The following is a 23,788-nucleotide window of genomic DNA, read 5'->3' as shown; positions in this document are numbered from 1 at the left end:
GCCCGCCGCGGCGGGCGGGCTGGCACCATCGGGCGATGCATCTCGGCATCGATGTCGGCACCGGCAGCACGGTCGCGGTCCTCAAGGACACCGACGGGCGGGTGGCGCCGCTGCTGTTCGACGGGTCGCCGCTGCTGCCGTCGGCGGTGCACCTCGACGTGGCCGAGGGGGTCCTGGCGGTCGGCGCCGCCGCGCTCCGGGGCGGGGCCGGGGATCCCGAGCGGTTCGAGCCGCATCCGAAGTCGCACGCCGCCGCGGAGAGCGTGCGGCTCGGCGGGGTGGACGTCCCGGTCGTGCACCTGTTCGCGGCGATCCTGTGGGCCGTGCACGCCGAGGCGCTGCGGGTCACCGGCGGGGCCGCGCTGCAGGAGGTCGCCCTCACCCACCCCGCGTCCTGGGGCGCCCACGCCCGCGGCGCGCTGCTGACCGCCGCGTCCATGGCGGGGTTGCCGGCCGCCAGGCTCGTGCCGGCGCCGGTCGCGCTCGCCGGCGCCCTCGCCGCGCGGGTGCCGGTCACGTCAGGGCGGAGTTTCATCACGTACGAGCTGGGCGCCGCCACCTTCGAGACCGCCGTCGTCCAACCCTCCGCCGACGTCCCACGGATCGTCGCCTCCGCGGGCCTGGCGGGCGCCGGCGGCCTGGACCTCGACGCGGCGATCGCCGCCCACCTGCGCGCGGCGGCCCCGGGCGGCGGCTCCGGCGCCTGGCGCAGGCTCCTGGACCAGGCACGGCGCGCGAAGGAGCTCCTCGCCACCGGGGTGCCCGTCACCGTCCGCGTCGCCGCCGGCGTCGACGTGACCCTGACCCCGGCCGACCTGGAGCGGATCGCGACGCCCCTGCTGCGCCCCACCGCCGAGCTGACCCTGCGCACCATGCGGGCCGCCGGCGTCGACGAGACGTCGGTCGAAGGCGTGTACCTGGCCGGCGGCGCCACCCTGCTGCCGCTCGTCGCGACCCTGCTCCACCGCGTCACCGGCATCGAGCCGGTCGCCGCCGAGCACCCGAAGCTCGCCGCCGCCGAGGGCAGCCTGGCGGTCCTGAGCGGGTTCCCCCGGCAGGCGGCCGCCCCCGCCCCCGCGCAGCCGGCGCCGAGACGGCCGGGGCGCGACGGCGCGCACCTGTGGAGCTGGCTGCCGGACCCCTGGGCGGTGGTGCCCGGCGACGTGTGGCGGGACGCGCCGGTCCACCCGCTGCACCTCGGCCTGCCCTCCGGCAGCGGCTGGACGATCCGCGCCCGCCTCACCGAACCCGAGCGGACCGTGTTCCTCGCCCGGGCCGGCGGCCCGCTGCTGTTCCGCAGCGTCGAAGGGCTCACGGAGTACCTGCTGGACGACGACACCCACGAGCTCGCCGCCGTCCCGGGCTGGGACGCCGCCCGCGAGCGGTTCGTGACGCTCGTCGGCCACCCCGGCGACGAGGACGTGATCGACCTGGACCTGGTGCAGTACAACCTCGGCCACCCGCCGCAGCAGTGGCTGCCCGACCTGCTGATCGGCGCCCGGGACGTCGCCGTCGAGCTGGCCGACGCGTTCGACCTGCACGACGTCGGCGCCCTCCTCGCCCCCGGCACGCTCCTCGACACCGTCGACGACCTGCTCCGCACCGCCGACCAGCCCTTCACCGCCCGATCCACCCGCCGCCGCCTCGCGACCGTCGACGCCGACACGGTCCGCGCCACCTGGCACGCCATCGCCGCCCGCCTGGACGGCGTCGCCGCCTGGTCCGACTGACCGCGGGGGCTTACGGCAGCCGCAGCCCGTACCGGTCGCCGGGATGGACCTCCTCGACGGCGCCGGTGCGGACGACCAGCACCGGCACCCCTTCCGGCAGGTCGAAGCGCTCCCGCTCGCGCCGCGTCGGCATCCGGGCCGACACGACCCCGCCCGGCGGCACGTCGAGCACGTCGTCGGGGATGCTCAGCGGCCCGCGCGTGGCCCGGCCCGCGACCGGACCGACCCGGATCGACTTGTCCGGGGCCAGGAACAGCAGCCCCTCCCGCCGGAGGACGGCGATGCCCTTCAACGCCGTGTCCCGGCCGACGCCGTGCTCGTGGGCGAGCGCACCGGCACTGGGGATCAGCGACCCCGGGCGCAGCGTCCCGGCCATGATCTGGGCCCGGAGGGCGTCGGCGACCAGCTCGTACCGTGGCGGCATGCGCTGACTGTAGCCACTAGGCCACAGGCGGGGGAAGCGTCAGTTCGCGGCGGCGCCGAGGGCGCGCAGCGCGAAGTCGGTGACCTGCCCGGCGGCGGCCTCGGCGGCCTCGGGCGACGGGCTGGCGGCCATCCGCTCCTGGAACGCCGCGGACAGCGCCGCCGTGATCGTCCGCGCGTCCGCCTCGGGGTCGGCCCACGGCAGCGACCCGTCCACGCGCCCCCGCTCCAGGATCGCGGCGATCGCGCACCGGTGCGCGCCGAGCTGGCGCGCCCGCTCCGCCGCATAGCCGGCGGTGCCCATCAGCTCGCCGCACGACATGACGAGGACGCCCCGCCGGCGCCGGCTGTCGGCGGTCAGCGACAGGAACCCGGAGATCCACGCCCGCAACGCGTCCGGCGGCGTGGCGGCGGAGTCGGCGACCGCGGTCAGCTCCGCGTGGACCCGGTCGCTCTCGCGGCGGAACATCGCCAGCAGCAGCGCGTCCTTGGATCCGAAGTGCCGGTAGAACGCCCTGGTGGACAGGCCTGCGGCGGTGAGGACCCCGGTGACGGACAGGCCTTCGCCGCCGGTGTCGACCAGGCAGCGGTGCGCGGCCTCGATGATCCGCGAACGCTCGCCGGTGTCTGCGGTCACGGACATCAGCCCATGGTATCGCCTGCGCCACGGCGCGATCCGGTCATCGTGCGGTGAACGCGCCATCGGCCCGTGTCGCTGGATTACGCTGCGCCTCGTGAACCCGTACTTCGTCTGGGAGGACCACACGGCGGCGGACGGCTGGCGGCCGTTCACCGACCTGCTCACCCCGGCAGTCGCGGCGGAGCGGGTCGGGGTGGCGCGCGAGACGCTCCTGACGATGTTCGGGCTCGACCCCGCGGTGGTGCCGGTGCGGGTCGTCGCGTCGGTGACGTTCCTCGGTGTCGCGTCGCGGTTGCTCGCCCCGCCGCTGCTCGACCCCCGCTATCCGGATCCGGGGCAGCTGTTCTGGAAGCCTGTGCCCGCCGGGCCCTGGCCGATCGCGTGCACCACCCCGGCCGGCGGCCCTCTGGCGCGCGACGCCTTCCGCGAGCGGATCCTGCTGGGGCTGGTCGCGCCGTTGCTCGAGGTGTTCCGGGCCGAGTTCCGGCTGTCGCCGAAGGTCCTGTGGGGCAACGTCAGCTCGGCCCTCGCCGGTGCCGCCGGCCAGCTCGACGACCCCGCCGTCTGGGCGTTGGTCGCCGACCTGCTGACCGCCGACCCGCTCGCCGGCACCGCCGACCTGCACGGCCGCGCGCTGCGCCGCCGCAACTGCTGCCTGTACTACCGCATCCCCGGCGGCGGCACCTGCGGCGACTGCGTCCTGCGACGGCCCTGAACCCGGCTCAGTCCTCGGCGGCGGTGCCCAGCAGATGGCCGTCGCGGTCGGGGCCGGCTCAGTCCTTGGCGGCGGCGCCCGGCAGGTAGCCGTCGTGGTCGGAGACGGCTCAGTCCTTGGCGGCGGTGCCCAGCAGGTGGCCGTCGTGGTCGGAGACGGTGACCTTGTCGACGTTGGGCAGCTGGATCGAGCTGGCGCCCGTCACGCGGGCCGAGGCCGACGTGGTGCGGCCCCAGCACGCGGCCTGCTCCTCCTGGCCGCCGCGGCCCACGACCCGCAGCACGAACGGCCCCTCGCCCGGCAGGTCGGTCAGCTCCAGGGCCACCGACACGCCCCACTGCCGCGGCGTCAGCGTCGCCCGGCCCGACATGGCGCTGCCCGCGGCCGCGACGAACTGGACCACCGTCCCGGCGGCGGGCGACGATGACGGGGACGGCTGCGTCGACAGCTGCGTCACCGACTGCGGGACCGTCCGTGGTGTCGCCGTCGGTACCGGCGACGACTCCGGCCAAACGGCGAAGGCGACGGCTGCCAGCACGGCGGCGGCCGTGGCGACCCCCGCGATCAGCCGCGCCCTCCGGCGGCGCTCCGGCAGCGCGGCCCGGCGCAGGAACGCGTCGAGGCCGTCGCGGGTCGGGGCCTCCAGCGGAGCCGACGCCGGTCCGGCCGGCAGCCGTTGCAGCAGCTCGGGCACGGGGGCGAGCCGGTCGACCTCCGCGCGGCACCCGGCGCAGCCGCTCAGGTGCGCGTCGACGAGAGCCTGGTCGGCGTCGTCGAGGCCGCCGAGGACGTACCCGCCGAGCAGCGGACGCACCGCGTCATGCTCGTCGCTCATCGCAGCACCCCCATCTCCTCGAACACCGCGCGCAGCGCCCGGACCGCATAGTAGGCACGCGACTTGACGGTCCCCTCGGGCACGGACAGGTGGCGGGCGGTGTCGGCGACGGTCCGCCCGTCGTAGTAGACCGACTCCACCACCTGCCGGTGCTCCACGGACAGCCGGTCCAGGGCGGCACGGACGAGCCAGCCCTCGACGAGCTCGTCGACGTTGTCGGCGTCGGCGACCGCGGCGATCGCGTCGGGGTCGTCGACGAGCCGGGGCCGCCGCTGGTCGGCCCGCCACGCGTTGCTGACCACGTTGCGGGCGATCGTCAGCAGGTACGCCCGCGTGGTGTCCCGGCTGACGTCGATCCTCCCGATGTGCTTCCACGCCCGCAGCAGCGTCTCCTGGACGAGGTCCTCGGCACGGTGGCGGTCGCGCTCGTACCGTGACACGAAGCCGAGCAGCACACCGTAATGCTCGGTGTACAGCGCGGTCATCAGCTCCTCGTCCCTGGTCAACCGGGTACTCCCCTCGTCCGCGCCGGTCCTTGAGAGGTGTACACCACCAAACGGTTGCGGGTTCAACCACCTGCCGCATTCCGCCTCAAGGCCGCCCCGGGAGGCTGGCGGGTGCTGGCTCTTGCCGGGTCTGCGCGTCCGACGCCGACCAGCAGGGCCTCGCCCAGCCGTACCTCTTCGGCGCTCCGCATGGCGAAAGCCAGCGGCGACAAGGCATTCGGCGCGTCCGTCGTGGCGCTGACGAGCACCCACGCGTTGCACAACAACCAACCGCGGCTCGTCGTGCAGTACGCGGAGTCGGCGCTGCGCGCGGCGCGGGGGCATCTCAGCCACGCCCTCGCCGCCGATCTGCACTCCCTGGCGGGGAAGGCGTACGCCCGGATGGGACAGAGCGCCGACCGTCAGCGGCACATGGCCGAGTCGGAGTGGACCGCCGGGCGCATCAACCAGACCGACGAACCGGCCGAAGCGTCCTACGTCCAGCCGGGCCTCATCGAGACGCAGGTCGCGGAGGCACTGTGGCGCCTGGGTGACCTCAGCGCCGCGCAGACATACGCGGAGGAGTCCGTACGGACAGCTGGCGGAACGCACCTACGCGGCCGGGTTCACCGCTTCGCCGGCCTCGCGCTCATCGTCGCCCAGCGCGGCGACGTCGACGACCTCCCGAACTTCCGCTCAGGCTGCGGCGCCTGCTGCCGCGTCACGTATGCAGCCCAGGTGCTCCGAGTGACGCCGAGAAAGCGCGCACAGTCGTCCGCCGTCCACCGATCGTCAGGCAAAGTCAGTCGGTTCCATCGTCCCGTTCATTGCGTCCCACCGTTCGGCACCACACAAGCCGCCACAGCACACTGTCGATCGTGCAGGTGCATGCCGTCATTGACTTGTTCGCGATCCGGCGTCGAGTCAAGGGAGAAGATGTCGCCTGACGGGCCGCTGCGCGCCGCTCGGGGCACGCCGCACCTTGCCGCTTCGCTCCCGGCGCGGCGACCCCGGCTGCGCGAGGTCCAGCGGGCACACCGAAGCCCCGGCCATCCTCACCGCGAGGGACCGGGGCAACGTCGAGCACGGTTATGAACGTGCGTCAGACCTTGCTGCCATTGTCGACGGAGCGGGAGGCTGCGGCCGGCCACCGCACCGGACTGCGCCAGGTCCGTCGCGCGTCACCGTCTTGCCTCCGGCGGGCAGGGTCTCCGGCCGCTGCACCCGGAGGTGCGCCTCCGGCGGCCAGGGCTGCGCGCCCGTGGACCGCGGCAACCCGGGAAGCCCGGGGGGCGGCTCCGGGTTGGACCTTGTCACGGAGGCGACTACGACCTCGACCAAATCGCGGCTGAATGCGCACTGGCCAGGGCACACGGGCACTCTTACGATGATCGCCGGTTGGGGCAGCGGCTGAGGAAGGCAACAGTATGGGCGCGTGGGGCATAGGTCCATTCCAGAACGACAGTGCGTTGGACTGGCGCAACGATCTGGAGCATTGCGCCCCGCACGAGCGCGGCGGGCTCATCCGTCGCACGTTCATGGCCGTAGTCGAGCAGGGTAGCTCGTACCTTGACAGCGACTTCGCAGTCGAGGCCATCGCGGCAGCCGCAATTCTCGCGTCGCAACTGCCTGGCGGACCGACGACGGCGTCGTTGGGTGCCGACTTCATCACCGCAGATGGCGGGTTCGACGTACCGACCGATCTTCCGCCCCTTGCATTGCGCGCATTGGACCGAGTCGTCGCCGAGAACTCCGAGTGGCGCTCGCTCTGGGAAGAGGGCAGCCGTTTCGAGGAACTCGTCGGCGTGCTTGCACCCATCCGGTCCGTCCTTGAGCGTGCCGGTGACTGACACCGGACGTTCCTCGTCGGCCGGCAAGGTGGTGGCGACTCCCAGGCGGTCGTTCGGGTCGCGTCGGCAGATGTCACCCCTGCCCGACTCTGGGAGAAATCTGGGAGACGATCTTGCAGATTGACCCCGAGAACACCCACGGAGACCGACAGGCGCCAACGCTCTGAGCAGGGTAAACAGGATGAGCGCCAGTTCGTTGACCTGGGTCCGTACCTCGGGTTTCAGGACGGGCCCGACGAGACCTTCCCGCCGAGCGACCGCAGGACGAGCCTGACCACCGCGGCGCGACGCACGTCCGCCAGTGCGACTGGTCCCGCTTGCGGCTGGCAGCGTCGATCCGCCGCGACGACGGTGGCGACGATGAGCGGCGTCTGGTCGGCCAGGACGCGGTCGAGCTCGATCGGGCCCAGGGATGCCTTGACACGAAGAGGTCACTGGTTCCGCCCACGGAGCTTCGCTTCACCCACCCCCTCAACCGCAGTCGCCGGTTGCTCACGTGGGCGTCGGTTGATCGGATTCGCGTCGAGGTGCAGCACCAGGTGAATACGACGCAGCTCCTGGCAAGCTGGTCGCGACCATGAAACCAGGGGGAGAGACAATGAGCAGGGGTTTCGCGCTGGTCGTCCGGTTCCGGCTCCACGACGACGTGGCGGCGAAGGGGTTCGATGCGCTGGTTGCGCGGACGACTCCAGAGATCGAGCGGCTCGAAGCGGGCACGTTGGCGTACGTGGTGCACTCCGTGCCCGGCGAGCCGCTGATTCGCGTGTTCTATGAGTTGTACGCCGACCGGGCTGCCTTCGACGCGCACGAGCAGCAGCCGCACACGAAGCGTTTCCTGGCCGATCGGGCGCAGTACACGAGCGGCGTCGACGTGACGTTCATGCAGGCCGACTCCGGGAAGGCGCCGATGCCACGGTGACCATGAGGAGCACCGCGCGGTGGGTGGGGTGTGGCGCAGAATGCGACCGTGGTGGCGAGCGTGGGCGCAGGTCCACGATACTTCGGCAACAGCGACGGATGGGAATTGATCGCCCCGTATGTCGCCATCTCCAGTACCCGCACGGGCAGCCGCCAGTTGAAGCCGTGCACAACCACCAGATCCGGCCGGTAACCGACGAGTTGACGGGCCAGTCCATCGCCGCTCGCCGGCACCAGAAGGTCAATGTCGTCCGGCAGTTGGGTCACGATCTTTGAAAGCGATTCAGCCATCCACGCGTCAACTGATGAACGGGGACGCATCGACCTCGATACCACGTATGCAACCGGTTCATGGCCCGCCGCCAGGCACGTGTCGCGCAGCAGGTCGAACTGCTCAGCCCCGCTGGCGGCGAGCACCACGCGCATAGGTTGGGGCATCGGTTCACCATATCGGGCGGTCGTGTCCGCGCTGGTGGCGTAGGAGGCGGTCAGCGCTGATCCGTTGTGGTTGATGTCAGGCGGCGGTCAGTTGCTGGCCCAGGGGGCTGGGTCCCGTCTGGGTCTTTGGGCTCAGGCGCGGGGGCGGGTGCGCCGTTAGCGTCCTGGCCGGTGGGTGCCGGGCGGCGGTGCCCCGGGCCGACGCAGGAGACGTGCATGACATCCCTTCGACGCGCGCCGCGGTCGCGGCTGTTCGTCCTGGCTGGTATCGCGGTCGCGCTGGCCGGGTTCCTCGGCTGGTTCGCGACCGGGCCGCTGCACCTGGCGAGCGCGGGCGACACGCCGCTGTCGCAGGGGAAGCCGGCGACGGCCTCATCGCTGGAGGGGCAGGGGTATCCGGCGAAGGCCGCGTTCGACGGTGATCCGAAGACCCGGTGGTCCAGCGCGTTCAGCGACCCGCAGTGGATCCAGGTCGACCTCGGCGCTCCGGTGGCCATCGGCAAGGTGGTGCTCACCTGGGAGCGGGCCTACGCGACGGCGTTCGAGGTGCAGGTGTCCGTCGACGGGGCGGGCTGGCGCACGGCGTACACCACGACGACCGGCACCGGAGGTGTGCAGAGCCTCGCGGTGAGCGGCCTCGCGCGCTACGTGCGGATGTTCGGGACCAAACGGTCCAGCGGATACGGCTTCTCGCTGTGGGAGTTCCAGGTGTACGGGTCGGGCTCGGCCCCGGCCACCGCGACCGTGAACCCGCCGACGACGGCACCCCCGACCAGCCCCCCGGTGAGCCCCGGGGGCAACGGGGGCAACGGCGGCACTGGCGGCACTGGCGGCACCGGCTGGATCGACGCGCCCAACCCGGTGACGAACGTGAAGGCGTCGCACGAGGTGCCGCCGAACAAGGGCGGGTTCCACGAGTTCCAGGCGAACTGCTCGGTCAGCCGGACCAACCTCGGCGACGACCCGATCGTGTTCCCGGGCCTGCCCGGGGCCTCGCACCTGCACACGTTCATGGGCAACACCACCACGAACGCCGGCACGACCATCGAGTCGCTGGCGAAGGGCCAGACGACCTGCAAGGCCAAGGGCGACCTGTCCGCGTACTGGATGCCGACGCTGTTCAACGGCGACACCCCGGTCAACCCCGAAGGCCTGCAGGTCATCTACTACAAGGCCGGCGTGACCGACTACCGCAGCGTCCGGCCGTTCCCGAAGGGGCTGCGGTTCGTGGTCGGCAACGCGAAGAACACCGACGCCGACAAGTTCCTCGCCGCGACCGAGGAAGGCTTCGAGTGCGGCAACAGCTACAAGAACAAGAACATCCCGCTGACCTGCTCGTCGGCGCGGGACGTGAAGCTCAACATCCGGTATCAGGCACCGAGCTGCTGGGACGGGCGGCACCTGGACTCGCCGGACCACCAGAGCCACATCGTGTACCCGGTGGACAGTCACACCGCGTCGGGCTGGGTCTGCCCCGACAGCCACCCGGTCGCGGTGCCGAAGCTGGAGTTCAAGATGGCCTGGCCGGTCAACGGTGACATGTCGAAGGTGCGCTTCGCCAGCGGCGCCGGCCCCACGTTCCACTACGACTTCATGAACGCGTGGGACGAGCGGACCCTGGCCGCGATGGTCGACGGGTGCATCGTGGCGGCCCGGCAGTGCGACCCGCGGGGCCACGACGGCCGCGACGACCAGCAGCCGGCCCCGTACGTGCTGAACGAGAACTACCTGCTGCCCTGACCCCCCACAGGGCACCCGGCGCCGCCGTCCACGACAGAGGACGGCGGCGCCGCCGTCTGTCCAGACATGTGCCGTAGGGTCCGTCCGGGACGGGTGAAGGAGTGCAGTTGAGCCGGCGGCAGTGGCTGGGTGTGACGGTGGTCGCGGCCGGGATGGCCGCGGCGACGGTGCTCGTGCCGCCGCTGATCGCCCCGGACCGGGACACCGACGGCGGGACGCCTGTCGTTTCAGCGCCTCCTGTACGGGGTTCGGCGGCCGTGCCCGGCAGCGCACCGGCGAGCTTCGCCCCGATCGTCGTGGAGGCCGAGGACCCGGGCAACCGGCTGACCGGCGGCGCCGCCGTCACCGCGTGCGGCACCTGCCACGGCGGCGCCCGGGTCCGCTACCTGTGCTTCACCTGCGTGCTGGAGGTCCGTGCCGTCCTGCCCGCGGCGGGGTCGCGGACGATCACGGTCGGGTACGAGGTGGACGGCCCGCGCGCGGTGAAGGTCCGGGTGAACGGGGCGGCGCCGCGCACGTTCCAGGTGACCGGCCCGGCGTGGACGGTCCCGCGGTCGTTCCAGTTCACCGCCGACCTGCCGGCCGGGGAGCTGCGGCTGACGCTCTTCAACGACGACACGCCCGCGCCGGACATCGACGTCGTGACGATCACCTGACTTATCGGCTGATCAACATGGGCTGAAATCCGGCTTAGGCGCCTTGCCGGGGGTTCGGCGGCCGCGGCACGGCGGGTAGCGTTCGCTGTCGCGATCGCGTTTCCAGCACAGGCGGGTGTCCAGTGATGCAATCGGCGGGCCGGGAGATCGCCGCTGCGGCGTTGACCCGGGCGGTGCTCATCGCGCGGGCCGCGGCGACGATGAGCGCGGCCGCCGCCGGGCTGCTGCTCGTCGACGACCCGGGCCCGGTGATCGCGGTCCTCACGCTCGTCGCCATCGCCACCGCCGCCCAGCTCGGCGCCCTGGCCCGGTGGCCGGGGCTGGTCGCCCGGCCGGTCGTGGTCGTCGCCGCCGACCTCGCCCTGGTGTTCACGGTCCTGGCGGTGAGCCGCGGCGGCATCGCGTACTTCTGTTACGCCGCCGGCGCCGGCGGGCTCGCCGGGGTGGTGCTCGGCATGCGGGCGCTGCCGGTGTGGGTCGGCCACGCCGCGCTCAGCTTCGCGGTCACCGCCGAGGTGCTGCGCCGCAGCGATCCGCCGGCGGAGATCGCCGCGTTCGTCGTCGCGTTCCCGATGGCCGGCGCCCTCGCCGGGCTCGGCGCGGTCGTCGCGACCAACGCCCTGGCCCGCCACCTGGAGCTGTCGACCAGCCTCCTGGTGGCCGCGCAGCGCTCGGCGGCCGCGTCGGAGCGGGCCCGGCTCGCCCGCGAGCTGCACGACTCGGTGGCCAAGACGCTGCGCGGGGTGTCCCTGGCGGCGCTGGCGCTGCCGTCGTCGCTGCGCCGGCAGCCGGCGCTCGCCGAACACCTCGCCACCACCGTCGCCGCGGGTGCGACCGCGGCCGCCCGGCAGGCCCGCGAGCTGCTGCGGGAGATGCGCTTCGACGTGCCCGACCAGGACCTCACCACGAGCGTGGCGGAGGTGTGCGCCGCGTGGAGCGCCACGTCCGGCATCCCGGTGCGGACCGAGCTCGGCTCCGTCCAGCCGCCGATCATGGTGGCGTACGAGCTGATCCGGATCCTGCGGGAGGCCCTCGCCAACGTGGCCCGGCACGCGTCCGCGCGGCACGTCGTCGTCCGCCTGGCGCCGGTCCGGCGGGGCGCGCTGCTGGAGATCAGCGACGACGGGGTCGGGTTCACCGTCCCCGACGACCTGTCCCGGCTGCAGTCCGCGAGCCACTTCGGCATCGTCGGCATGGCGGAGCGGGCCCGGATGGCGGGCGGCCGCCTGCACCTCGACTCCGCCCCGGGCCGCGGCAGCGTCGTCGCCGTCCATGTACCGCTGGGCGCGGCATGACGCATCCCGTCGGGGTCCTGGTCGTCGACGACAACCCGATCGTGCGCGCCGCCGTCCGCGGCATCCTCGACGGCGACGACGGCCTGCGCGTCCTCGGTGAGGCCGCCAACGGCCGCGAGGCGCTGGCCGCGGCCCGCCGGCTGCGCCCCGCCGTCACCCTGCTCGACCACCGGATGCCGGTCGCCGACGGGCTGTCGGTGATCGGCGTCCTCGCCCAGCACTCCGCCGTGCTGGTGCTGACCAGCGACGACCACCCCGACCTGATCCGCGGGATGCTGCACCAGGGCGCCCGCGGCTACCTCGTCCACGGCGAGTTCAGCCCCGCGGAGCTGCTGCGCGCCGTGCACGAGGTCGCCCGGGGGCGCGGCTGGCTGTCCCCGGTGGCGGCGTCGGTGGCCGCGTCCGTGGTCGCCTCGGTGGGCCGCGACCAGCACCGGCGCCGCGACGGCCGGTCCCGGTTCGGGCTCACCGACCGCGAGGAGGACGTGATGGGCCTGCTGTGCCGGGGCCTGTCCAACGCGGCGATCGCCCGGCAGCTGCTGCTCACCGAGAAGACCGTGAAGAACCACCTGAACCACGTCTTCGCCAAGCTGCACGTCCGCAGCCGCACCGAGGCCGTCGTACGCTGGACGACCCCCGACCCGTAGCCGGCGCCGTCAGTCGACCGTGGCGTACAGGATGACCATGGCGATGGAGAACAGGATGCCGAAGGTGCCGCAGAGGACGCCGGCGATGGCGAGGCCGCGCCGGTTGCCCGCGCCGCCGGCACCGAGCAGGGCGACGACGCCGAGCACGACGGCGACGATCCCGGCGATCACGCCGACCGGGCCGCAGGCGGCCGCGGGGAGCGAGAAGATGCCGAAGACGAGGGCGAGCACCGGCGCCACCGGCTGCGGGTCGGCCTTCGGCTGGGCGGGCGCCGGCAGCGGGGGCAGGTCGCGGACGATCCGCAGCAGCTCGCCCCAGGTGCGGGCGGCGTACGTGTGGCGCGTGAGCGCGTCGAACTCGGACAGGCTGAGCCGGCCCTCGGACAGGCAGGTGCCCAGGTGCGCCACGACGGCCTCACGGTCGGCGTCGGACGCCCGGAACGACGGCGACGGGTACATGTCATCGACCGTACTGCGGTCGGACAACAACGGAGGGTGACCGGGATGGCGGCATCGGGCGGTATGTGGGTGCCTTCCGAGGATGAGATCCGCGCGCTGCACGAGCGGCACGCGCCGGACCGGGACACGTTCGACCTGGTGTGGGCGCACTGCGTGACCGTGTGGCGCATCGCCGAGCAGCTGCTGCCGAGGGCGGCCGGCGTGGACCCCGCCCTGGTCAAGGCCGGTTGTCTGGCGCACGACATCGGCGTCTACCGGCTGCGCGGCGACCCGTACATCAGGCACGGCGTCCTCGGGCACGAGCTGCTGCGCGAGGAGGGACTGCCGGAGGCCCTGTGCCGGTTCTGCTCGTGCCACACGGGGGTCGGGATCACCCGCGCCGACGTGGCCCGGCAGGCGCTGCCGATCCCGCCCGGCGACTACGTCGCGGTGAGCGAGGAGGAGCGGCTCGTCATGTACGCGGACAAGTTCCACACGAAGAGCAACCCGCCGAGGTTCGTGACCGCCGACGGCTACCGGCGTGACGTCGCGCGGTTCGGCGTGGACAAGGTGGTGTGCTTCGACGCGATGGTCGCCCGGTACGGCGAGCCCGACCTCACAGCGCTTCGACCGTGACGTCCAGCTCGCGCGGGGTGCGGGCGTCGACGGTGTACCCGAGCTCCCGCAGCGCCGTCGCGAGGGCGGCCGGGGTACGCGGCCGGGCGCCCGCCAGCACCAGCGCGCGGACGATCCGGCCCTTGGTGGCCTTGTTGAAGTGGCTGACGACCTTGCCGCCGTGCAGGACGCGGACCGTGACGCCGTTGTGCGGGGTCCACGTCGAGGCGTACGCGGAGGAGCGCAGGTCCAGCACGAGAGCGTCGCCGGCGAGCTCGTCGAGGACCGGGGGCAGCGCCGTGCGCCAGTGGGCGGCGAGGGGCCCGACGGTCGGCAGGCGGACGCCGATCGAGCAGCGGTACGACGGGATCCGGTCGGCCGGGCGGACCGCGCCCCACAGCCCGGAGAAGATGAGCAGCTGCTTGCGGGCCCGGGCCAGCGCGGGCCCAGTGAGCGACGCGAGGCCGAGCGCGTCGTAGAGGACGCCGGTGTACAGCGCGGCGGCCGGGAGGGTCGGCGCGGTGCGCAGCGCCTCGTTGCGGGCGGCCTCGTCGGCCAGGCCCGGGGTCAGCCCGAGCGTGGTGAGGGCGAGCGCCGGGTCGCCGCTGAGCTTCACCAGGTCGTCGACGACGGTGGTGCGGGCGTCGGACAGCGCGGGCAGCGACAGCCGGTCGAGATCCAGGGCCGCGCCGCGCCGCGGGGCGGCGGCCTTGCCCTCGGACGGTGGCAGCAGGATCAGCACCGCCCGAGGGTACAGCCGTCCTTACGCGTGCCGGCCCGACTGGACGAACGGCATGCCGTGGTGGTTGGTCTGGGCCAGCCGGCTGTTGAGGTTGCCGGCGTTGGCGATCTTGTCGTGGTACGCCTCGCGGCGGCGGGCGACGCAGCCCGTCGGTTTGTCGCTGATCGAGACCAGATCCGGGTCGAGGTGCGTGTTGAGGCCGTCGCGCAGCAGCATGAGCGCCTCGGCGCGCAGCTGCGACACCCGCGACTCGGTGACGCCCAGGTCGTGGGCGATCTCCATCATGGGCCGCTCCTGGAAGAAGTACCCCTTCACGACCTTCCCGAGCCGCTCCGGCAGCGCCTCGACGGCGTTGTGCAGGTAGCCGATCCGCTCACGGTGCAGGATCAGGTCCTCCGGGCCGGCGGCCCGCTCCGGCACCATGTCCTCGGCGCTGCCGGCCGCGAAGCCCTGCAGCGACAGCACCGCCGCCCGCTGCACGTCGTCGTCGATCGCCTGGAGCTCGTCGACGCTGACGCCGAGCGCCTCCGCCAGCTCGTGGTTGGTCGGGGTGCGTCCGAGCGCCGCGGTCAGCTCCTGTTGCATCGCGTCCGCCTGCCTGGCCCTGGCCCGCACGGATCGGCTCGCCCAGTCCAGTCCGCGCAGCTCGTCGAGGATCGCGCCGCGGATTCGGGTCGTGGCGAAGCTGCCGAACGGGATGCCCCGGCTCGGGTCGAACGCCTTCGCGGCGCCGGCCAGGGCCGCCATGCCCGCGGAGACGAGGTCCTCGCGGCTGACGTGGGCGGGTAGGCGTCCGAGCGTCTGGCGCACCAGATGCCCGACGAGTGGCAGGTGCTCGCGGATCAGGTCCTCGAGCTCGCGGCCTTCCAACTGGACCTTGAGCGTGGCACCCTCAAGGGTCGCTGTCATCGGTTCCCCCTCGTGTCTGTGGTGAACCCCGTGCAGGCGGTCCACCTGCTGACACGAAGAACTTTCGACTACGAAGGGTGCTGGCACCGTCACTTTCGGGTGCCTTTTGGTTGCGAGACAGTGAGAGTGCTCAGATTCGGCGTGTCGCGACAACTCGCTCAGCGCGCCGATGCATTCGAACACCGGTACAGTCGCCCGCGATGAATCTTGTGCCGCTCGCACCCCGCCTACGCCGCGCCGCCCGCCAGCACTTCGGCTGGGACCAGTTGCGCGCAGGACAGCTTCCGCCGATGCGCGCCCTGCTCAAGCGGCGGGACGCGCTCGTGGTGTTACCCACTGGCGGCGGAAAATCAGCCATCTACCAGGTTCCGGCGATGCTGCTGCCCGGGCCCACTGTCGTCATCTCACCACTCCTCGCGTTGCAGCAGGACCAGATCGCCGGACTGAACCGCCGGGCCGCCGGGCAGGCCGTCAGGATCAGCTCGGCCGAGACGCCCAACCAGCAGCAGGCCGCGCTCGAGGCGCTGCGGGCCGGGACGGCCAGGTTCCTGTTCATCACGCCGGAGCAGCTCGGCAACCCGGCGCGCCTGGCGGAGGTCAAGGCGCTGCGGCCGAGCCTGGTCGCCGTCGACGAGGCGCACTGCGTCTCCGCGTGGGGCTACGACTTCCGCCCCGACTACCTGCAGCTCGGCCACCTCATCCGGGAGCTCGGCGACGGGCGGCACCGCCCGGTGATCGTGGCGCTGACCGCGACCGCGTCGCCGCCCGTGCGGGCGGACATCACCGAGACGCTCGGGCTGCAGGACCCGTTCACGCACGTCGCCGGCCTCGACCGGGCCAACCTGGAGCTGTCGGCGGTGCACTGCACCAGCGACGAGCAGCGCTGGCAGCGGCTTCTCGCGCAGGTCCGCAAGGAGCCGCACCCCGGGATCGTGTACGCGCCGACGCGGGCGATCGCCGAGCAGTACGCGACCCGGCTCACCGAGCACGGCGTCGAGGCGGTCGCGTTCCACGCCGGGCTCGCCGCCGGCGAACGCAACCGCCGGTACACCGACTTCATGGCCGACAAGATCCCGGTCATGGTCGCGACCAGCGCCTTCGGGATGGGCGTCGACAAGCCCAACATCCGCTGGGTGCACCACGTGGCGCTGCCCGACTCCCCCGACAGCTACCTGCAGGAGATCGGCCGCGCCGGCCGGGACGGCGCGGCGTCGCGCACGGTGCTGTTCTTCCGGCCCGAGGACGTATCGCTGCAACGGTTCTTCGCCTCCGGCGCGCCCGACGGCCACGAGCTCACCCAGCTCGCCGCCGCCCTGCGGGAAGGGTCGGTGAGCCGGACCGCGCTCGCCACCCGCAGCGGCCTGCCGGCGCGCAAGGTGACGTCGCTGCTGAGCCTGCTCGAGCAGGTCGGCGCGGTCGAGGTCCTGCCCGGCAACAAGCTCGGCACGCCCCGCTACGCGCCCACGCCGGCGGAGGCGTCGCGGCTCGCGCTCGCGCAGTTCGAACGCCACCAGACGCTGCGGCGGTCCCGGATCGACATGATGCGCCAGTACGCGGAGAGCGCCAACTGCCGCGGCAACGCGCTGCTCGCGTACTTCGGCGAGCAGGCCGAGCGCGCCTGCGGGCACTGCGACAACTGCGCCAACGGCACCGTCGTCGTGGATCCCGTGGTGCCGCGCGTGCCGTGGTACCGGCGGCTGTTCCGGCGCCCCGCCGTGGCGGTGGCGGCGGACGAGGTCACGGTCGTCGACTCCGGCCGGCCGTTCCCCGTCTCCAGCGAGGTCCGGCACACCGCGTGGGGCACCGGCACCGTGATGGCCTACGAGCAGGACCGGGTCGTGATCCTGTTCGAGGAGGTCGGCTACAAGACGCTGTCGGTGCCGATCGTGCAGAAGTCGAAGCTGCTGGAGCCCGCGTGACCCCGGCGCCCGCCTTGGTCGGCGGGCGCCACGGCGGCCGCGGTTGCCGGGCGCCACGGCGCGGCACCGTCGCGGCGTCGGCCGCGGTTGGCGGGCGCCGCCGCCGGGCACCGCTTAGGCTGGTCGCATGACCGAGCTGCCCGTCGACCAGCGTGCGTACAACCGCGAGCTCATCGCCGAGTTCCGGGCCTCCGGGCGGCGGCTGGGTGACCGGCCGCTGCTGCTGCTCACCACCTCGGGCCGCAGGTCCGGCGCGCCGCACACCAGCCCGATGATGTTCATCCGGATCGACGACAAGATGTACGTCATCGCCTCCAACGCGGGCGCCGTCAACGACCCGGACTGGTTCCGCAACCTGGTCGCCGAGCCGGCCGTCACCGTCGAGGCGGAAGGCGAGGAGTACGCCGCCACCGCCCGCCCCGTCGCCGACGAGGACCGGCCCGTGCTGTGGACCAGGATCTGCGAGCGGTATCCGTTCTTCACCGACCACCAGAACGGCGTCGACCGCAGGATCCCGGTCGTCGAGCTGGTCCGCCCCTCGTACTAGGCGGGGCTGATCACCTTCTCGGGCTCGACGAACTCCCGGTCGGTCCCCGTCGCTTCCCCGCCCGTCCACCAGGAGTCGTCGCGGAACTCCTCGGGCAGCTCGTCCTCCCACGGGTCGAGGCCGCGCACCTCGACCGCGTCGAACCACGCGTCCCGCCGCGATTCCGGCAGCCGCCCGCCGCACCACGGGCAGTACCCGATCACGACCATCGACGTGCCGCCGTCGCGGACGGGCAGCCCGTACTCGTCGAACCTCGCGTCATGGACGACGACCACATCCGGGTCGTCCTCGCCGGCCTCGGACTCGGCCAGCGCCAGTTGGGCCCGCATTCCGTCGCAGCAGTGTTTGCGCACGGCACGCAGTATGGCGGGCGCGTCCTGTCGGGTGTCCGGCAGGCCCGCAACTGTCGTTTGAAGGATAGTCCAGGCCGCTGAGCACGGTATACGCTCGTTTCCACGGCAGTTGAACGGCTGGCACGTTTCCAGGATTCGACGCCCCCGACGGCGCCTTAGCGTCATCTGCGACACCGAACACCGAATCGCAAACACCCCCATCGCAATACCGAGAGGACCCACCATGAGCGAGTACGACGGCGGCGACACCGGCGCGGAATACGGCCACGTCGAGGCGGGCGAGAACCACGAGTCGCTGGACCAGCTGCACCAGGTCGACGCGAGCCAGAACAACTACGACTCGCAGTTCGGCGTCTACGAGCAGGACCACGCGTCGGCCGAGTCGACCTCCTTCGACCAGGGCCACCAGGTGTCGTACACCGACGCGAGCGGCGCGCAGTACCAGGAGTCGGACTTCACCTCCTACGACCACTCCGCCGCCGAGACGGACCACGTCTTCGCCGCCGAGGGCTCCGAGTCGGCGTCCTCCAGCGAGTTCCACCAGCTCGACGCGATCCGGGCGCAGCTCGACTCCGCCTTCAGCGAGGCCACCGTCATCGACACCGACACCCCGCCGTCGATCGCCGCCGGCTGATCTTCTCTACTGTCGCTGTTCTCCGGCGCCGGCCCGCGGACCTTCCGCGGGCCGGCGTTCTGCGTCCGGCCCGCCCGGCGGGTGTGCGGGCCGGCGTCCGGCCCGTCCGGCGGGTGTGCGGGCCGGGTGCGGGGCCGGGCAGGATGGCGGGCATGACCAACGCAGCGCTGTTCCGCTCCCTGCACGACCCCGCCGACCCGCTCGTGCTCGTCAACGCCTGGGACGCCGCCTCGGCGCGGGTCGTCGCCGCCGCCGGTGCCCGGGCGGTGGCGACCACGTCCGCCGGGGTCGCCTGGACGCTCGGCGTGCCCGACGGTGACGCGCTGACCCGCGACGCGATGCTCGCGCACCTGCGCCGGGTCGTCGCCGCGGTGGACGTGCCGGTGACCGCGGACGTCGAGTCGGGCTTCGGCGCCACCCCGGACGAGGTGGCGGAGACGCTGCGCGGGGTCGCGGACGCCGGCGCGGTCGGCGTGAACCTGGAGGACACCGTCCGCGGGGAGCGGCCCGGCCTGCGTGAGGTGGCCGGCCAGGTGGCGCGGATCGCCGCCGCCCGGGCCGCCGCCCCCGACGTCTACATCAACGCCCGCATCGACACGTACCTCCGCGGCACCGACGACCTCGAGCAGACGGTCGAACGGGCGCGCGCCTATCTCGACGCCGGCGCGAGCGGGATCTTCGTGCCGGGCGTGGTGGACACCGACACCATCGGCAGGCTCGCCGCCGCGATCCCGGCGCCGCTGAACATCCTGGTCGGGCCGGGCGCGCCGACGGTCGCGGAACTCGGCAAGCTGGGCGTGGCGCGGGTCAGCCTCGGCTCGTGGGTGGCGGAGGCGGCGTACGCCGTCGCCCGTCGCGCCGCCGAGGAGGCGTTCACCACCGGCACGTACACCAGCCTCGACGGCGCCATCGAATACTCGGAGCTCAACCGTCTGATGGGCTGACCAGCGCCGCGAGGATCTTCTCCAGCCGGCGCTGCCGGGTCGCGTCCGTCTTCGCGCCGTCGAGGGCGAGCACGTGCTGGCGTCGGCCACTGTACGAAAGTGCCTCGAACCTCGCCTTCGCGGTCGGATCCCCGGCCAGGGCGGCGGCGAGATCGGCCGGCACCACGACGGTGCGGGGCGCGGTGTCCGGCTCCAGGTCGACGTCGATCTCGTCGCCGGCCTCGACGCCCGCCCCGGCGCGGACCTCGGCGGAGACGGGCACCATGAACTGCCCGTCGCGGACGGCGACGGTGCTGCGGTACGTGTAGCCGTTGATCGTGACGAGCACCTGGGGCTTCCTGCCCTGCCCGAACGACTCGACGACCTCGGCGGGGACCGTCATGCCCGTGGCGGTCTTCCCGCCGAGGACCAGCGTCGTGCGAAACCTCATGCCCTCATTGGAGCAGCTTCAGCGCCGTTCTGACGGGCAGGCGCTCGACGGTACGTTCGAACGACATCTCCCCGAGGCAGAACCGCTCGAACATCCGCCACCCCGGCGGGGTGCGCAGCATCGCGTGGAAGAGCCCGGGCCGGCGGCTGAACGTGTCCAGCAGCCGCCGCCCGGCCGTCATCGCCGGGGCGAGCCGCTGCTCGACGGCGGTGACGTAGGCGTCGAGGTCACCGGCGGCCGCGGCCGCGCCGGCCAGGGCGCCGGAGCGCACGGCGAAGCTGATCCCTTCGCGGGTCCACGGCTCGAGCAGACCGGCCGCGTCGCCGGCGACGAGGACGCGGCCGGTGCGCAGCGGGGACGTGGCGGTGCGGCAGCGGGTCAGGTGGCCGGAGTCGTGCACGGGCTCGATGCCGTCGAGGCCGAGCCGGGTCACGAAGTCGCGCAGGTACCGCTTGGTCCGCTCGCCCTGCCCGCGGGACGCGATCACGCCGACGGTGAGCAGGTCGTCCTTCGGGAACACCCACGCGTAGGAGCCGGGCAGCGGACCCCAGTCGATCAGCAGCCGCCCCTTCCACCTCGCGGCGACGTCGGCGCCGACGGGCAGCTCCACCTCCAGGCCGAGGTCGACCTGGCCGTACTCGACGCCAGCGTGCCGCGCCGTGATCCCCGACGACCCGTCAGCGCCGATGGCGGTGCGGCCGGTGACGGTCGAGCCGTCGGCGAGCCGGACCACGACCGCGTCGCCGGTCTGTTCCAGGGACCGGGCCGTCGCCGACTGCCGCACGACCGCGCCGGCCTTCTCCGCGGCGAGCCGCAGCGCGTCGTCGAACCTGGGCCGGCGGACCATCTGCAGCAGCGGGCCGCGCCGCGCGGACCGGGCGAACGCGCTCCGCCCGTCGTGGGTGAACTCGACCCGCGTGATGTGGTCGTCGGCGGGGATGTCGATGCGGTCCTCGACCGACTGGACGGTGAAGCCGATCAGCCCGCCACCGCAGGTCTTGTACCGGGGGTGCACCGCCTTCTCCAGGACGAGCGTCCGGGCGCCGGCGGTCGCCGCCGCGTGCGCCGCCGACAGCCCGGCGGGCCCGCCGCCCACGACAACCACGTCCCAGCTTGCTGCGCTGTTGGGTTCACTCACCCGAGCAGACTAGAGGTCGGGGTTCACAGGTGAGATTGGCCTCGTGTGACGCAGACGTCATCCGAATGAGTGACCGATCTGTTTGACTGGCGGAATGTCGGCGATCGACCACCTCATCCACGCCAACGAGCAGTACGCGATCACGTTCCCCGGCCCCCGGCCGGTGCGTCCGAAGCTGCGGCTGACCGTCATCACCTGCATGGACTCGCGCCTGGACCTCTTCGGTGCGCTGGGCCTGGAGATCGGGGACGCGCACCTGATCCGCAACGCCGGCGGCCTGCCGACGGAGGAGGTGCTGCGCTCGCTCGCGATCAGCCAGCGCCGGCTCGGCACCCGTGAGGTCGTGCTGATCCACCACACCGAGTGCGGCATGCAGGACTTCGACGACGACGAGTTCCGCGCGACGCTCACCGCCGAGACGGGCCGGGCGCCGGGCTGGGACGTGCCCGGCTTCACCGACCTGCACGAGACGATGCGCTCCTCGATCGAGACGGTCCGCCAGTGCGCCTGGCTGCCGCACCGCGAGGACGTGCGCGGCTTCATCTTCGACGTCGCCAGCGCCAAAATCGAAGAAGTCCGCTGACGCCGGTGCGGTCCTACGTCGTGACGGGCGGCGGCCGCGGTGTCGGCCGCGCCGTCGCCGAGCGGCTGCTCCGCGACCCCGGCACGACCGTCGTCGTGCTGGAGCGCGACGCGGACGCCCTGACCTGGATCACGCCGGGCGGGCGGGTCACGGGGGTCACCGGGGACGCCGGGGACGAGGACGTCACCGAGCGCGCCGCCGACCTCGCCGAGGCGCGGGGCCCGCTCGCGGGCTGGGTCAACAACGCCGCGGTCTTCCGCGACGCCTGGGTGGATGCCGTATCGGCCGGCGAGGTGCTCGCCCTGATCGTGGCGAACCTCGCACCCGCCGTGACGGGCAGCGCCACCGCCGTGCGGCGCTTCCGCGCGGCGGGCCACGGCGGCGCGATCGTCAACGTCTCCTCGCACCAGGCGCAGCGGGCCGTGCGCGGCGCCCTGCCGTACGCCACCGCCAAGGCCGCGATCGAGGGCCTGACCCGCGCTCTCGCCGTCGACCACGGCCCGCACGGCATCCGGGTCAACGCCGTCGCCCTCGGGTCGATCGGGACCGAACGGTCGGCGGCCTTCCTGTCCGCCCGCCCACCGGACGAGGCCGCCCGCATCGTGGACCAGCTCGCCCACCTGCACCCGATCGGCCGCGCCGGCGACGCGGCCGAGGCCGCCGAGGCGGTCGCGTTCCTGCTCTCACCTGCCGCGTCGTTCATCTCCGGCGCGGTCGTCCCGGTCGACGGCGGCCGCGCGGCCAGGGGCGACGACCCCGAGTCCCGCTGATACCGGTCGCTTTCGCGCCCTTGGGGTGCGTTCTTCGCGAGTGGGATGCAAACAGCAGGGGTCCCCGCGAGGGGGGCAAGGGGCCTCACAGACGCCGGGTCATGTTGCACGATCGATCCCATGCGATACGGGGGGCGGCTGAACCGCATCGAGTTCACAGCGCTGATCGACCAGCGGGCGAACCGGATCCGTGCGAGCGCCGCCGCGCTGCCGCTGTACGGGATGGCGGGCTGGAGCGGCCCGTGCCGCATCGGCGCCTGGACCTGGGACGAGGACCGGCTCGTGCACGCCGGCCTGACCTTCGGCGACCCGGCCGCGGGCGGTGGCTGGGTCGAGGTCGTGACCACCGCCGGCCCGCCCCTGCCGCTGCTCATCGACATGCGCGTCGCCGCCGTCATGCCCCAGCCCCCCGAGGACCGAAAGACGTACGAGCGCAACCTCCGCGCCGCGTCGACCCCCGCCCCGCACCGCGTGGGCATCACCGTGGACGGCGTGCCGAAACCCTTCCAGCGCTGGCCCGACCAGCAGGTCACCGCCGGGCAGCGGGGCTGGCTCGCGGTCCTCGACGAGGTGCCCGGCCTGCTGCTGCGCGTCTCCAACCTCGCCCCGGCCGAGATCGGGCTCGCCCGCGTCGGCGACCTGGAGCCCCACCTGGTCGGCACGAGGACCCAGCTGCTCGCCGGCTACGACGACCACGCCGAGGACCCGGCGCCCTCATAAACGCGTCTTTTCTTGCCCACGACGGCTGGAGAGCCGCGCGGGCCGACGCCGGCTCGCGTGGGGCGGTTCAGTACCGCGAGGCGAGCGCCTGCGCGAAGTTCACCCGTTGCAGCGCCTCCGCCGCGTGCTGCGGCGAGTACACGACCTCCCGCGCCATGTAGTGGTACTGCCCCGCCTGCACCGACACGATCATCGGCCCCGACATCGTGTGCGTCTTCGCCGTCAGGAAGAACAGCCCGAACAGCAGGAACAGGCTCAACCCACACGTGAACGGCGCGAACACCACCCCCAGCACCGTGAACGTCACCCCCAGCGCGATCCCCCACCCCGCCGTCGTGACGACCGGCATCGGCTGCGAGATCACCATCCACCGGCTGCCCTGGATCGGCCACACCCCGACCGGCGTGTAGATCGCCCTGCCGTCGACCCGCACATCCCCGATCTGTACTTCCGGCCCGTTGTACGCGGGCACACTCCCGCCACCGCCGCTGTAAGGGATGGGCAACGTCACGACAGCATTGTGCCGCCTCCCCCACCGCTCCGGGGACCCCCTCGCTGGTTCCATCCCGTCGGCTGAACAGTCGCCCCTCAGCCGCCGCTCCTGACGGCGAGCCCGGTGAGGTCCTCGGCGCCCGAGACCGGGTGCGGCTGCTCGCGCCCTGTCCCGGGACCCG

Annotated in this window: 27 protein-coding genes and 1 pseudogene; 16 read left to right on the top strand and 12 right to left on the bottom strand. The window is 73.0% G+C overall.

All coding sequences use genetic code 11. The features are described 5' to 3' along the window. Window positions 1–35: 35 nt before the first annotated feature. Window positions 36–1,730 (top strand): Hsp70 family protein, encoded by a 1,695-nt coding sequence (locus ACQEVZ_RS36655; RefSeq protein ID WP_433375080.1) that lies wholly within the window; start codon window positions 36–38, stop codon window positions 1,728–1,730. A gap of 10 nt (window positions 1,731–1,740) precedes the next feature. On the opposite strand, the gene ACQEVZ_RS36650 is transcribed toward ACQEVZ_RS36655, so the two are convergent. Both ACQEVZ_RS36650 and ACQEVZ_RS36645 read right to left on the bottom strand, forming a co-directional pair. Next, the gene (locus tag ACQEVZ_RS36650) at window positions 1,741–2,154 is read right to left on the bottom strand and encodes a GntR family transcriptional regulator (RefSeq protein ID WP_433375077.1); all 414 of its coding nucleotides are present in this window, start codon (window positions 2,152–2,154) and stop codon (window positions 1,741–1,743) included. Between the two features lie 39 nt (window positions 2,155–2,193). After that, on the bottom strand, window positions 2,194–2,796 hold the full coding sequence (locus ACQEVZ_RS36645; RefSeq protein WP_433375074.1) for a TetR/AcrR family transcriptional regulator: 603 nt from the start codon (window positions 2,794–2,796) through the stop codon (window positions 2,194–2,196). A 91-nt stretch (window positions 2,797–2,887) separates the two neighbouring features. Here ACQEVZ_RS36645 and ACQEVZ_RS36640 point away from each other — a divergent pair, with 91 nt between their 5' ends. After that, window positions 2,888–3,508 carry a (2Fe-2S)-binding protein gene (locus ACQEVZ_RS36640; protein WP_433375071.1) on the top strand — a complete coding sequence of 207 codons (621 nt, stop codon included), beginning with the start codon at window positions 2,888–2,890 and terminating at the stop codon, window positions 3,506–3,508. Window positions 3,509–3,617: 109 nt separating this feature from the next. Here ACQEVZ_RS36640 and ACQEVZ_RS36635 read toward each other — a convergent pair whose 3' ends face one another. Next, a complete protein-coding gene (locus ACQEVZ_RS36635) occupies window positions 3,618–4,343 on the bottom strand; it encodes an anti-sigma factor family protein (protein WP_433375068.1) in 726 nt (241 codons plus the stop codon). After that, on the bottom strand, window positions 4,340–4,849 hold the full coding sequence (locus ACQEVZ_RS36630) for a sigma-70 family RNA polymerase sigma factor (RefSeq protein WP_344503270.1): 510 nt from the start codon (window positions 4,847–4,849) through the stop codon (window positions 4,340–4,342). The genes ACQEVZ_RS36635 and ACQEVZ_RS36630 overlap by 4 nt, the downstream gene beginning before the upstream one ends. A gap of 1,406 nt (window positions 4,850–6,255) precedes the next feature. Here ACQEVZ_RS36630 and ACQEVZ_RS36625 point away from each other — a divergent pair. Together ACQEVZ_RS36625 and ACQEVZ_RS36620 are read left to right on the top strand one after the other, a co-directional pair. Then, window positions 6,256–6,678: a DUF4259 domain-containing protein gene (locus ACQEVZ_RS36625; RefSeq protein ID WP_433375065.1), complete on the top strand. Its 423-nt coding sequence runs from the start codon at window positions 6,256–6,258 to the stop codon at window positions 6,676–6,678. Between the two features lie 598 nt (window positions 6,679–7,276). Beyond that, window positions 7,277–7,597 carry a putative quinol monooxygenase gene (locus ACQEVZ_RS36620; RefSeq protein WP_433375062.1) on the top strand — a complete coding sequence of 107 codons (321 nt, stop codon included), beginning with the start codon at window positions 7,277–7,279 and terminating at the stop codon, window positions 7,595–7,597. Window positions 7,598–7,668: 71 nt separating this feature from the next. Here ACQEVZ_RS36620 and ACQEVZ_RS36615 read toward each other — a convergent pair. Beyond that, window positions 7,669–8,022: pseudogene (locus ACQEVZ_RS36615) on the bottom strand (formyltransferase family protein); the annotation flags it as partial. 228 nt (window positions 8,023–8,250) lie between these two features. Between ACQEVZ_RS36615 and ACQEVZ_RS36610 the strand changes: the two are divergent. The 4 genes from ACQEVZ_RS36610 (at window position 8,251) to ACQEVZ_RS36595 (ending at window position 12,372) form a co-directional block, all read left to right on the top strand. Continuing rightward, complete coding sequence (locus tag ACQEVZ_RS36610; RefSeq protein WP_433375059.1) at window positions 8,251–9,774, top strand: DUF1996 domain-containing protein; 1,524 nt, start codon at window positions 8,251–8,253, stop codon at window positions 9,772–9,774. 107 nt (window positions 9,775–9,881) lie between these two features. After that, a complete protein-coding gene (locus ACQEVZ_RS36605) occupies window positions 9,882–10,430 on the top strand; it encodes a hypothetical protein (RefSeq protein ID WP_433375056.1) in 549 nt (182 codons plus the stop codon). Between the two features lie 125 nt (window positions 10,431–10,555). Beyond that, on the top strand, window positions 10,556–11,725 hold the full coding sequence (locus ACQEVZ_RS36600; protein WP_433375054.1) for a sensor histidine kinase: 1,170 nt from the start codon (window positions 10,556–10,558) through the stop codon (window positions 11,723–11,725). Continuing rightward, complete coding sequence (locus tag ACQEVZ_RS36595; RefSeq protein WP_433375051.1) at window positions 11,722–12,372, top strand: LuxR C-terminal-related transcriptional regulator; 651 nt, start codon at window positions 11,722–11,724, stop codon at window positions 12,370–12,372. Before ACQEVZ_RS36600 ends, ACQEVZ_RS36595 begins: the two co-directional genes overlap by 4 nt. 9 nt (window positions 12,373–12,381) lie before the next feature. Here ACQEVZ_RS36595 and ACQEVZ_RS36590 read toward each other — a convergent pair whose 3' ends face one another. Beyond that, window positions 12,382–12,858 (bottom strand): DUF1707 SHOCT-like domain-containing protein, encoded by a 477-nt coding sequence (locus ACQEVZ_RS36590; RefSeq protein WP_344503263.1) that lies wholly within the window; start codon window positions 12,856–12,858, stop codon window positions 12,382–12,384. Between the two features lie 36 nt (window positions 12,859–12,894). On the opposite strand from ACQEVZ_RS36590, the gene ACQEVZ_RS36585 reads away from it, so the two are divergent. Further along, a complete protein-coding gene (locus ACQEVZ_RS36585) occupies window positions 12,895–13,446 on the top strand; it encodes an HD domain-containing protein (protein WP_433377176.1) in 552 nt (183 codons plus the stop codon). On the opposite strand, the gene ACQEVZ_RS36580 is transcribed toward ACQEVZ_RS36585, so the two are convergent. Both ACQEVZ_RS36580 and ACQEVZ_RS36575 read right to left on the bottom strand, forming a co-directional pair. Next, window positions 13,427–14,167, bottom strand: a complete 741-nt coding sequence (locus ACQEVZ_RS36580) for a YaaA family protein (RefSeq protein ID WP_433375048.1) — start codon at window positions 14,165–14,167, stop codon at window positions 13,427–13,429. The genes ACQEVZ_RS36585 and ACQEVZ_RS36580 overlap by 20 nt on opposite strands. Window positions 14,168–14,188: 21 nt before the next feature. Then, window positions 14,189–15,076, bottom strand: coding sequence for a sigma-70 family RNA polymerase sigma factor (locus ACQEVZ_RS36575; RefSeq protein WP_344503261.1), 888 nt, complete (start codon window positions 15,074–15,076; stop codon window positions 14,189–14,191). Between the two features lie 200 nt (window positions 15,077–15,276). On the opposite strand from ACQEVZ_RS36575, the gene ACQEVZ_RS36570 reads away from it, so the two are divergent. Both ACQEVZ_RS36570 and ACQEVZ_RS36565 read left to right on the top strand, forming a co-directional pair. Further along, the gene (locus ACQEVZ_RS36570; protein ID WP_433375045.1) at window positions 15,277–16,995 is read left to right on the top strand and encodes a RecQ family ATP-dependent DNA helicase; all 1,719 of its coding nucleotides are present in this window, start codon (window positions 15,277–15,279) and stop codon (window positions 16,993–16,995) included. 127 nt (window positions 16,996–17,122) lie between these two features. Then, complete coding sequence (locus ACQEVZ_RS36565; RefSeq protein WP_354897942.1) at window positions 17,123–17,542, top strand: nitroreductase/quinone reductase family protein; 420 nt, start codon at window positions 17,123–17,125, stop codon at window positions 17,540–17,542. Here ACQEVZ_RS36565 and ACQEVZ_RS36560 read toward each other — a convergent pair. Next, complete coding sequence (locus ACQEVZ_RS36560; RefSeq protein WP_354897945.1) at window positions 17,539–17,895, bottom strand: DUF6980 family protein; 357 nt, start codon at window positions 17,893–17,895, stop codon at window positions 17,539–17,541. The genes ACQEVZ_RS36565 and ACQEVZ_RS36560 overlap by 4 nt on opposite strands. A gap of 223 nt (window positions 17,896–18,118) precedes the next feature. On the opposite strand from ACQEVZ_RS36560, the gene ACQEVZ_RS36555 reads away from it, so the two are divergent. Then, entirely contained in the window at window positions 18,119–18,529 is a 411-nt protein-coding gene (locus tag ACQEVZ_RS36555) for a hypothetical protein (RefSeq protein WP_433375041.1), read from the top strand. 152 nt (window positions 18,530–18,681) lie between these two features. Continuing rightward, window positions 18,682–19,473 (top strand): isocitrate lyase/PEP mutase family protein, encoded by a 792-nt coding sequence (locus tag ACQEVZ_RS36550; RefSeq protein ID WP_433375038.1) that lies wholly within the window; start codon window positions 18,682–18,684, stop codon window positions 19,471–19,473. Here the strand turns inward: ACQEVZ_RS36550 and ACQEVZ_RS36545 are convergent. Continuing rightward, complete coding sequence (locus tag ACQEVZ_RS36545) at window positions 19,454–19,903, bottom strand: YdeI/OmpD-associated family protein (RefSeq protein WP_433375035.1); 450 nt, start codon at window positions 19,901–19,903, stop codon at window positions 19,454–19,456. The two genes, ACQEVZ_RS36550 and ACQEVZ_RS36545, sit on opposite strands and share 20 nt — an antisense overlap. Window positions 19,904–19,907: 4 nt before the next feature. Beyond that, a complete protein-coding gene (locus ACQEVZ_RS36540; protein ID WP_433375032.1) occupies window positions 19,908–21,041 on the bottom strand; it encodes a geranylgeranyl reductase family protein in 1,134 nt (377 codons plus the stop codon). Window positions 21,042–21,135: 94 nt separating this feature from the next. On the opposite strand from ACQEVZ_RS36540, the gene ACQEVZ_RS36535 reads away from it, so the two are divergent. The 3 genes from ACQEVZ_RS36535 to ACQEVZ_RS36525 all read left to right on the top strand — a co-directional run bounded on the left by ACQEVZ_RS36535 (window position 21,136) and on the right by ACQEVZ_RS36525 (window position 23,114). Beyond that, entirely contained in the window at window positions 21,136–21,624 is a 489-nt protein-coding gene (locus ACQEVZ_RS36535) for a beta-class carbonic anhydrase (protein WP_344504002.1), read from the top strand. Window positions 21,625–21,629: 5 nt separating this feature from the next. Beyond that, window positions 21,630–22,394, top strand: a complete 765-nt coding sequence (locus ACQEVZ_RS36530; protein WP_433375029.1) for an SDR family NAD(P)-dependent oxidoreductase — start codon at window positions 21,630–21,632, stop codon at window positions 22,392–22,394. Between the two features lie 120 nt (window positions 22,395–22,514). Beyond that, window positions 22,515–23,114 (top strand): hypothetical protein, encoded by a 600-nt coding sequence (locus tag ACQEVZ_RS36525; RefSeq protein WP_433375026.1) that lies wholly within the window; start codon window positions 22,515–22,517, stop codon window positions 23,112–23,114. Window positions 23,115–23,181: 67 nt separating this feature from the next. On the opposite strand, the gene ACQEVZ_RS36520 is transcribed toward ACQEVZ_RS36525, so the two are convergent. Beyond that, window positions 23,182–23,625, bottom strand: a complete 444-nt coding sequence (locus tag ACQEVZ_RS36520; protein ID WP_344503999.1) for a hypothetical protein — start codon at window positions 23,623–23,625, stop codon at window positions 23,182–23,184. Window positions 23,626–23,788 lie beyond the last annotated feature (163 nt).

This window comes from Dactylosporangium sp. CA-152071 (assembly GCF_050936335.1).
GTDB lineage: Bacteria > Actinomycetota > Actinomycetes > Mycobacteriales > Micromonosporaceae > Dactylosporangium > Dactylosporangium maewongense.
Note: the sequence above shows the minus strand (reverse complement) of the source record. Positions and strands in the feature narration are given on the sequence as shown.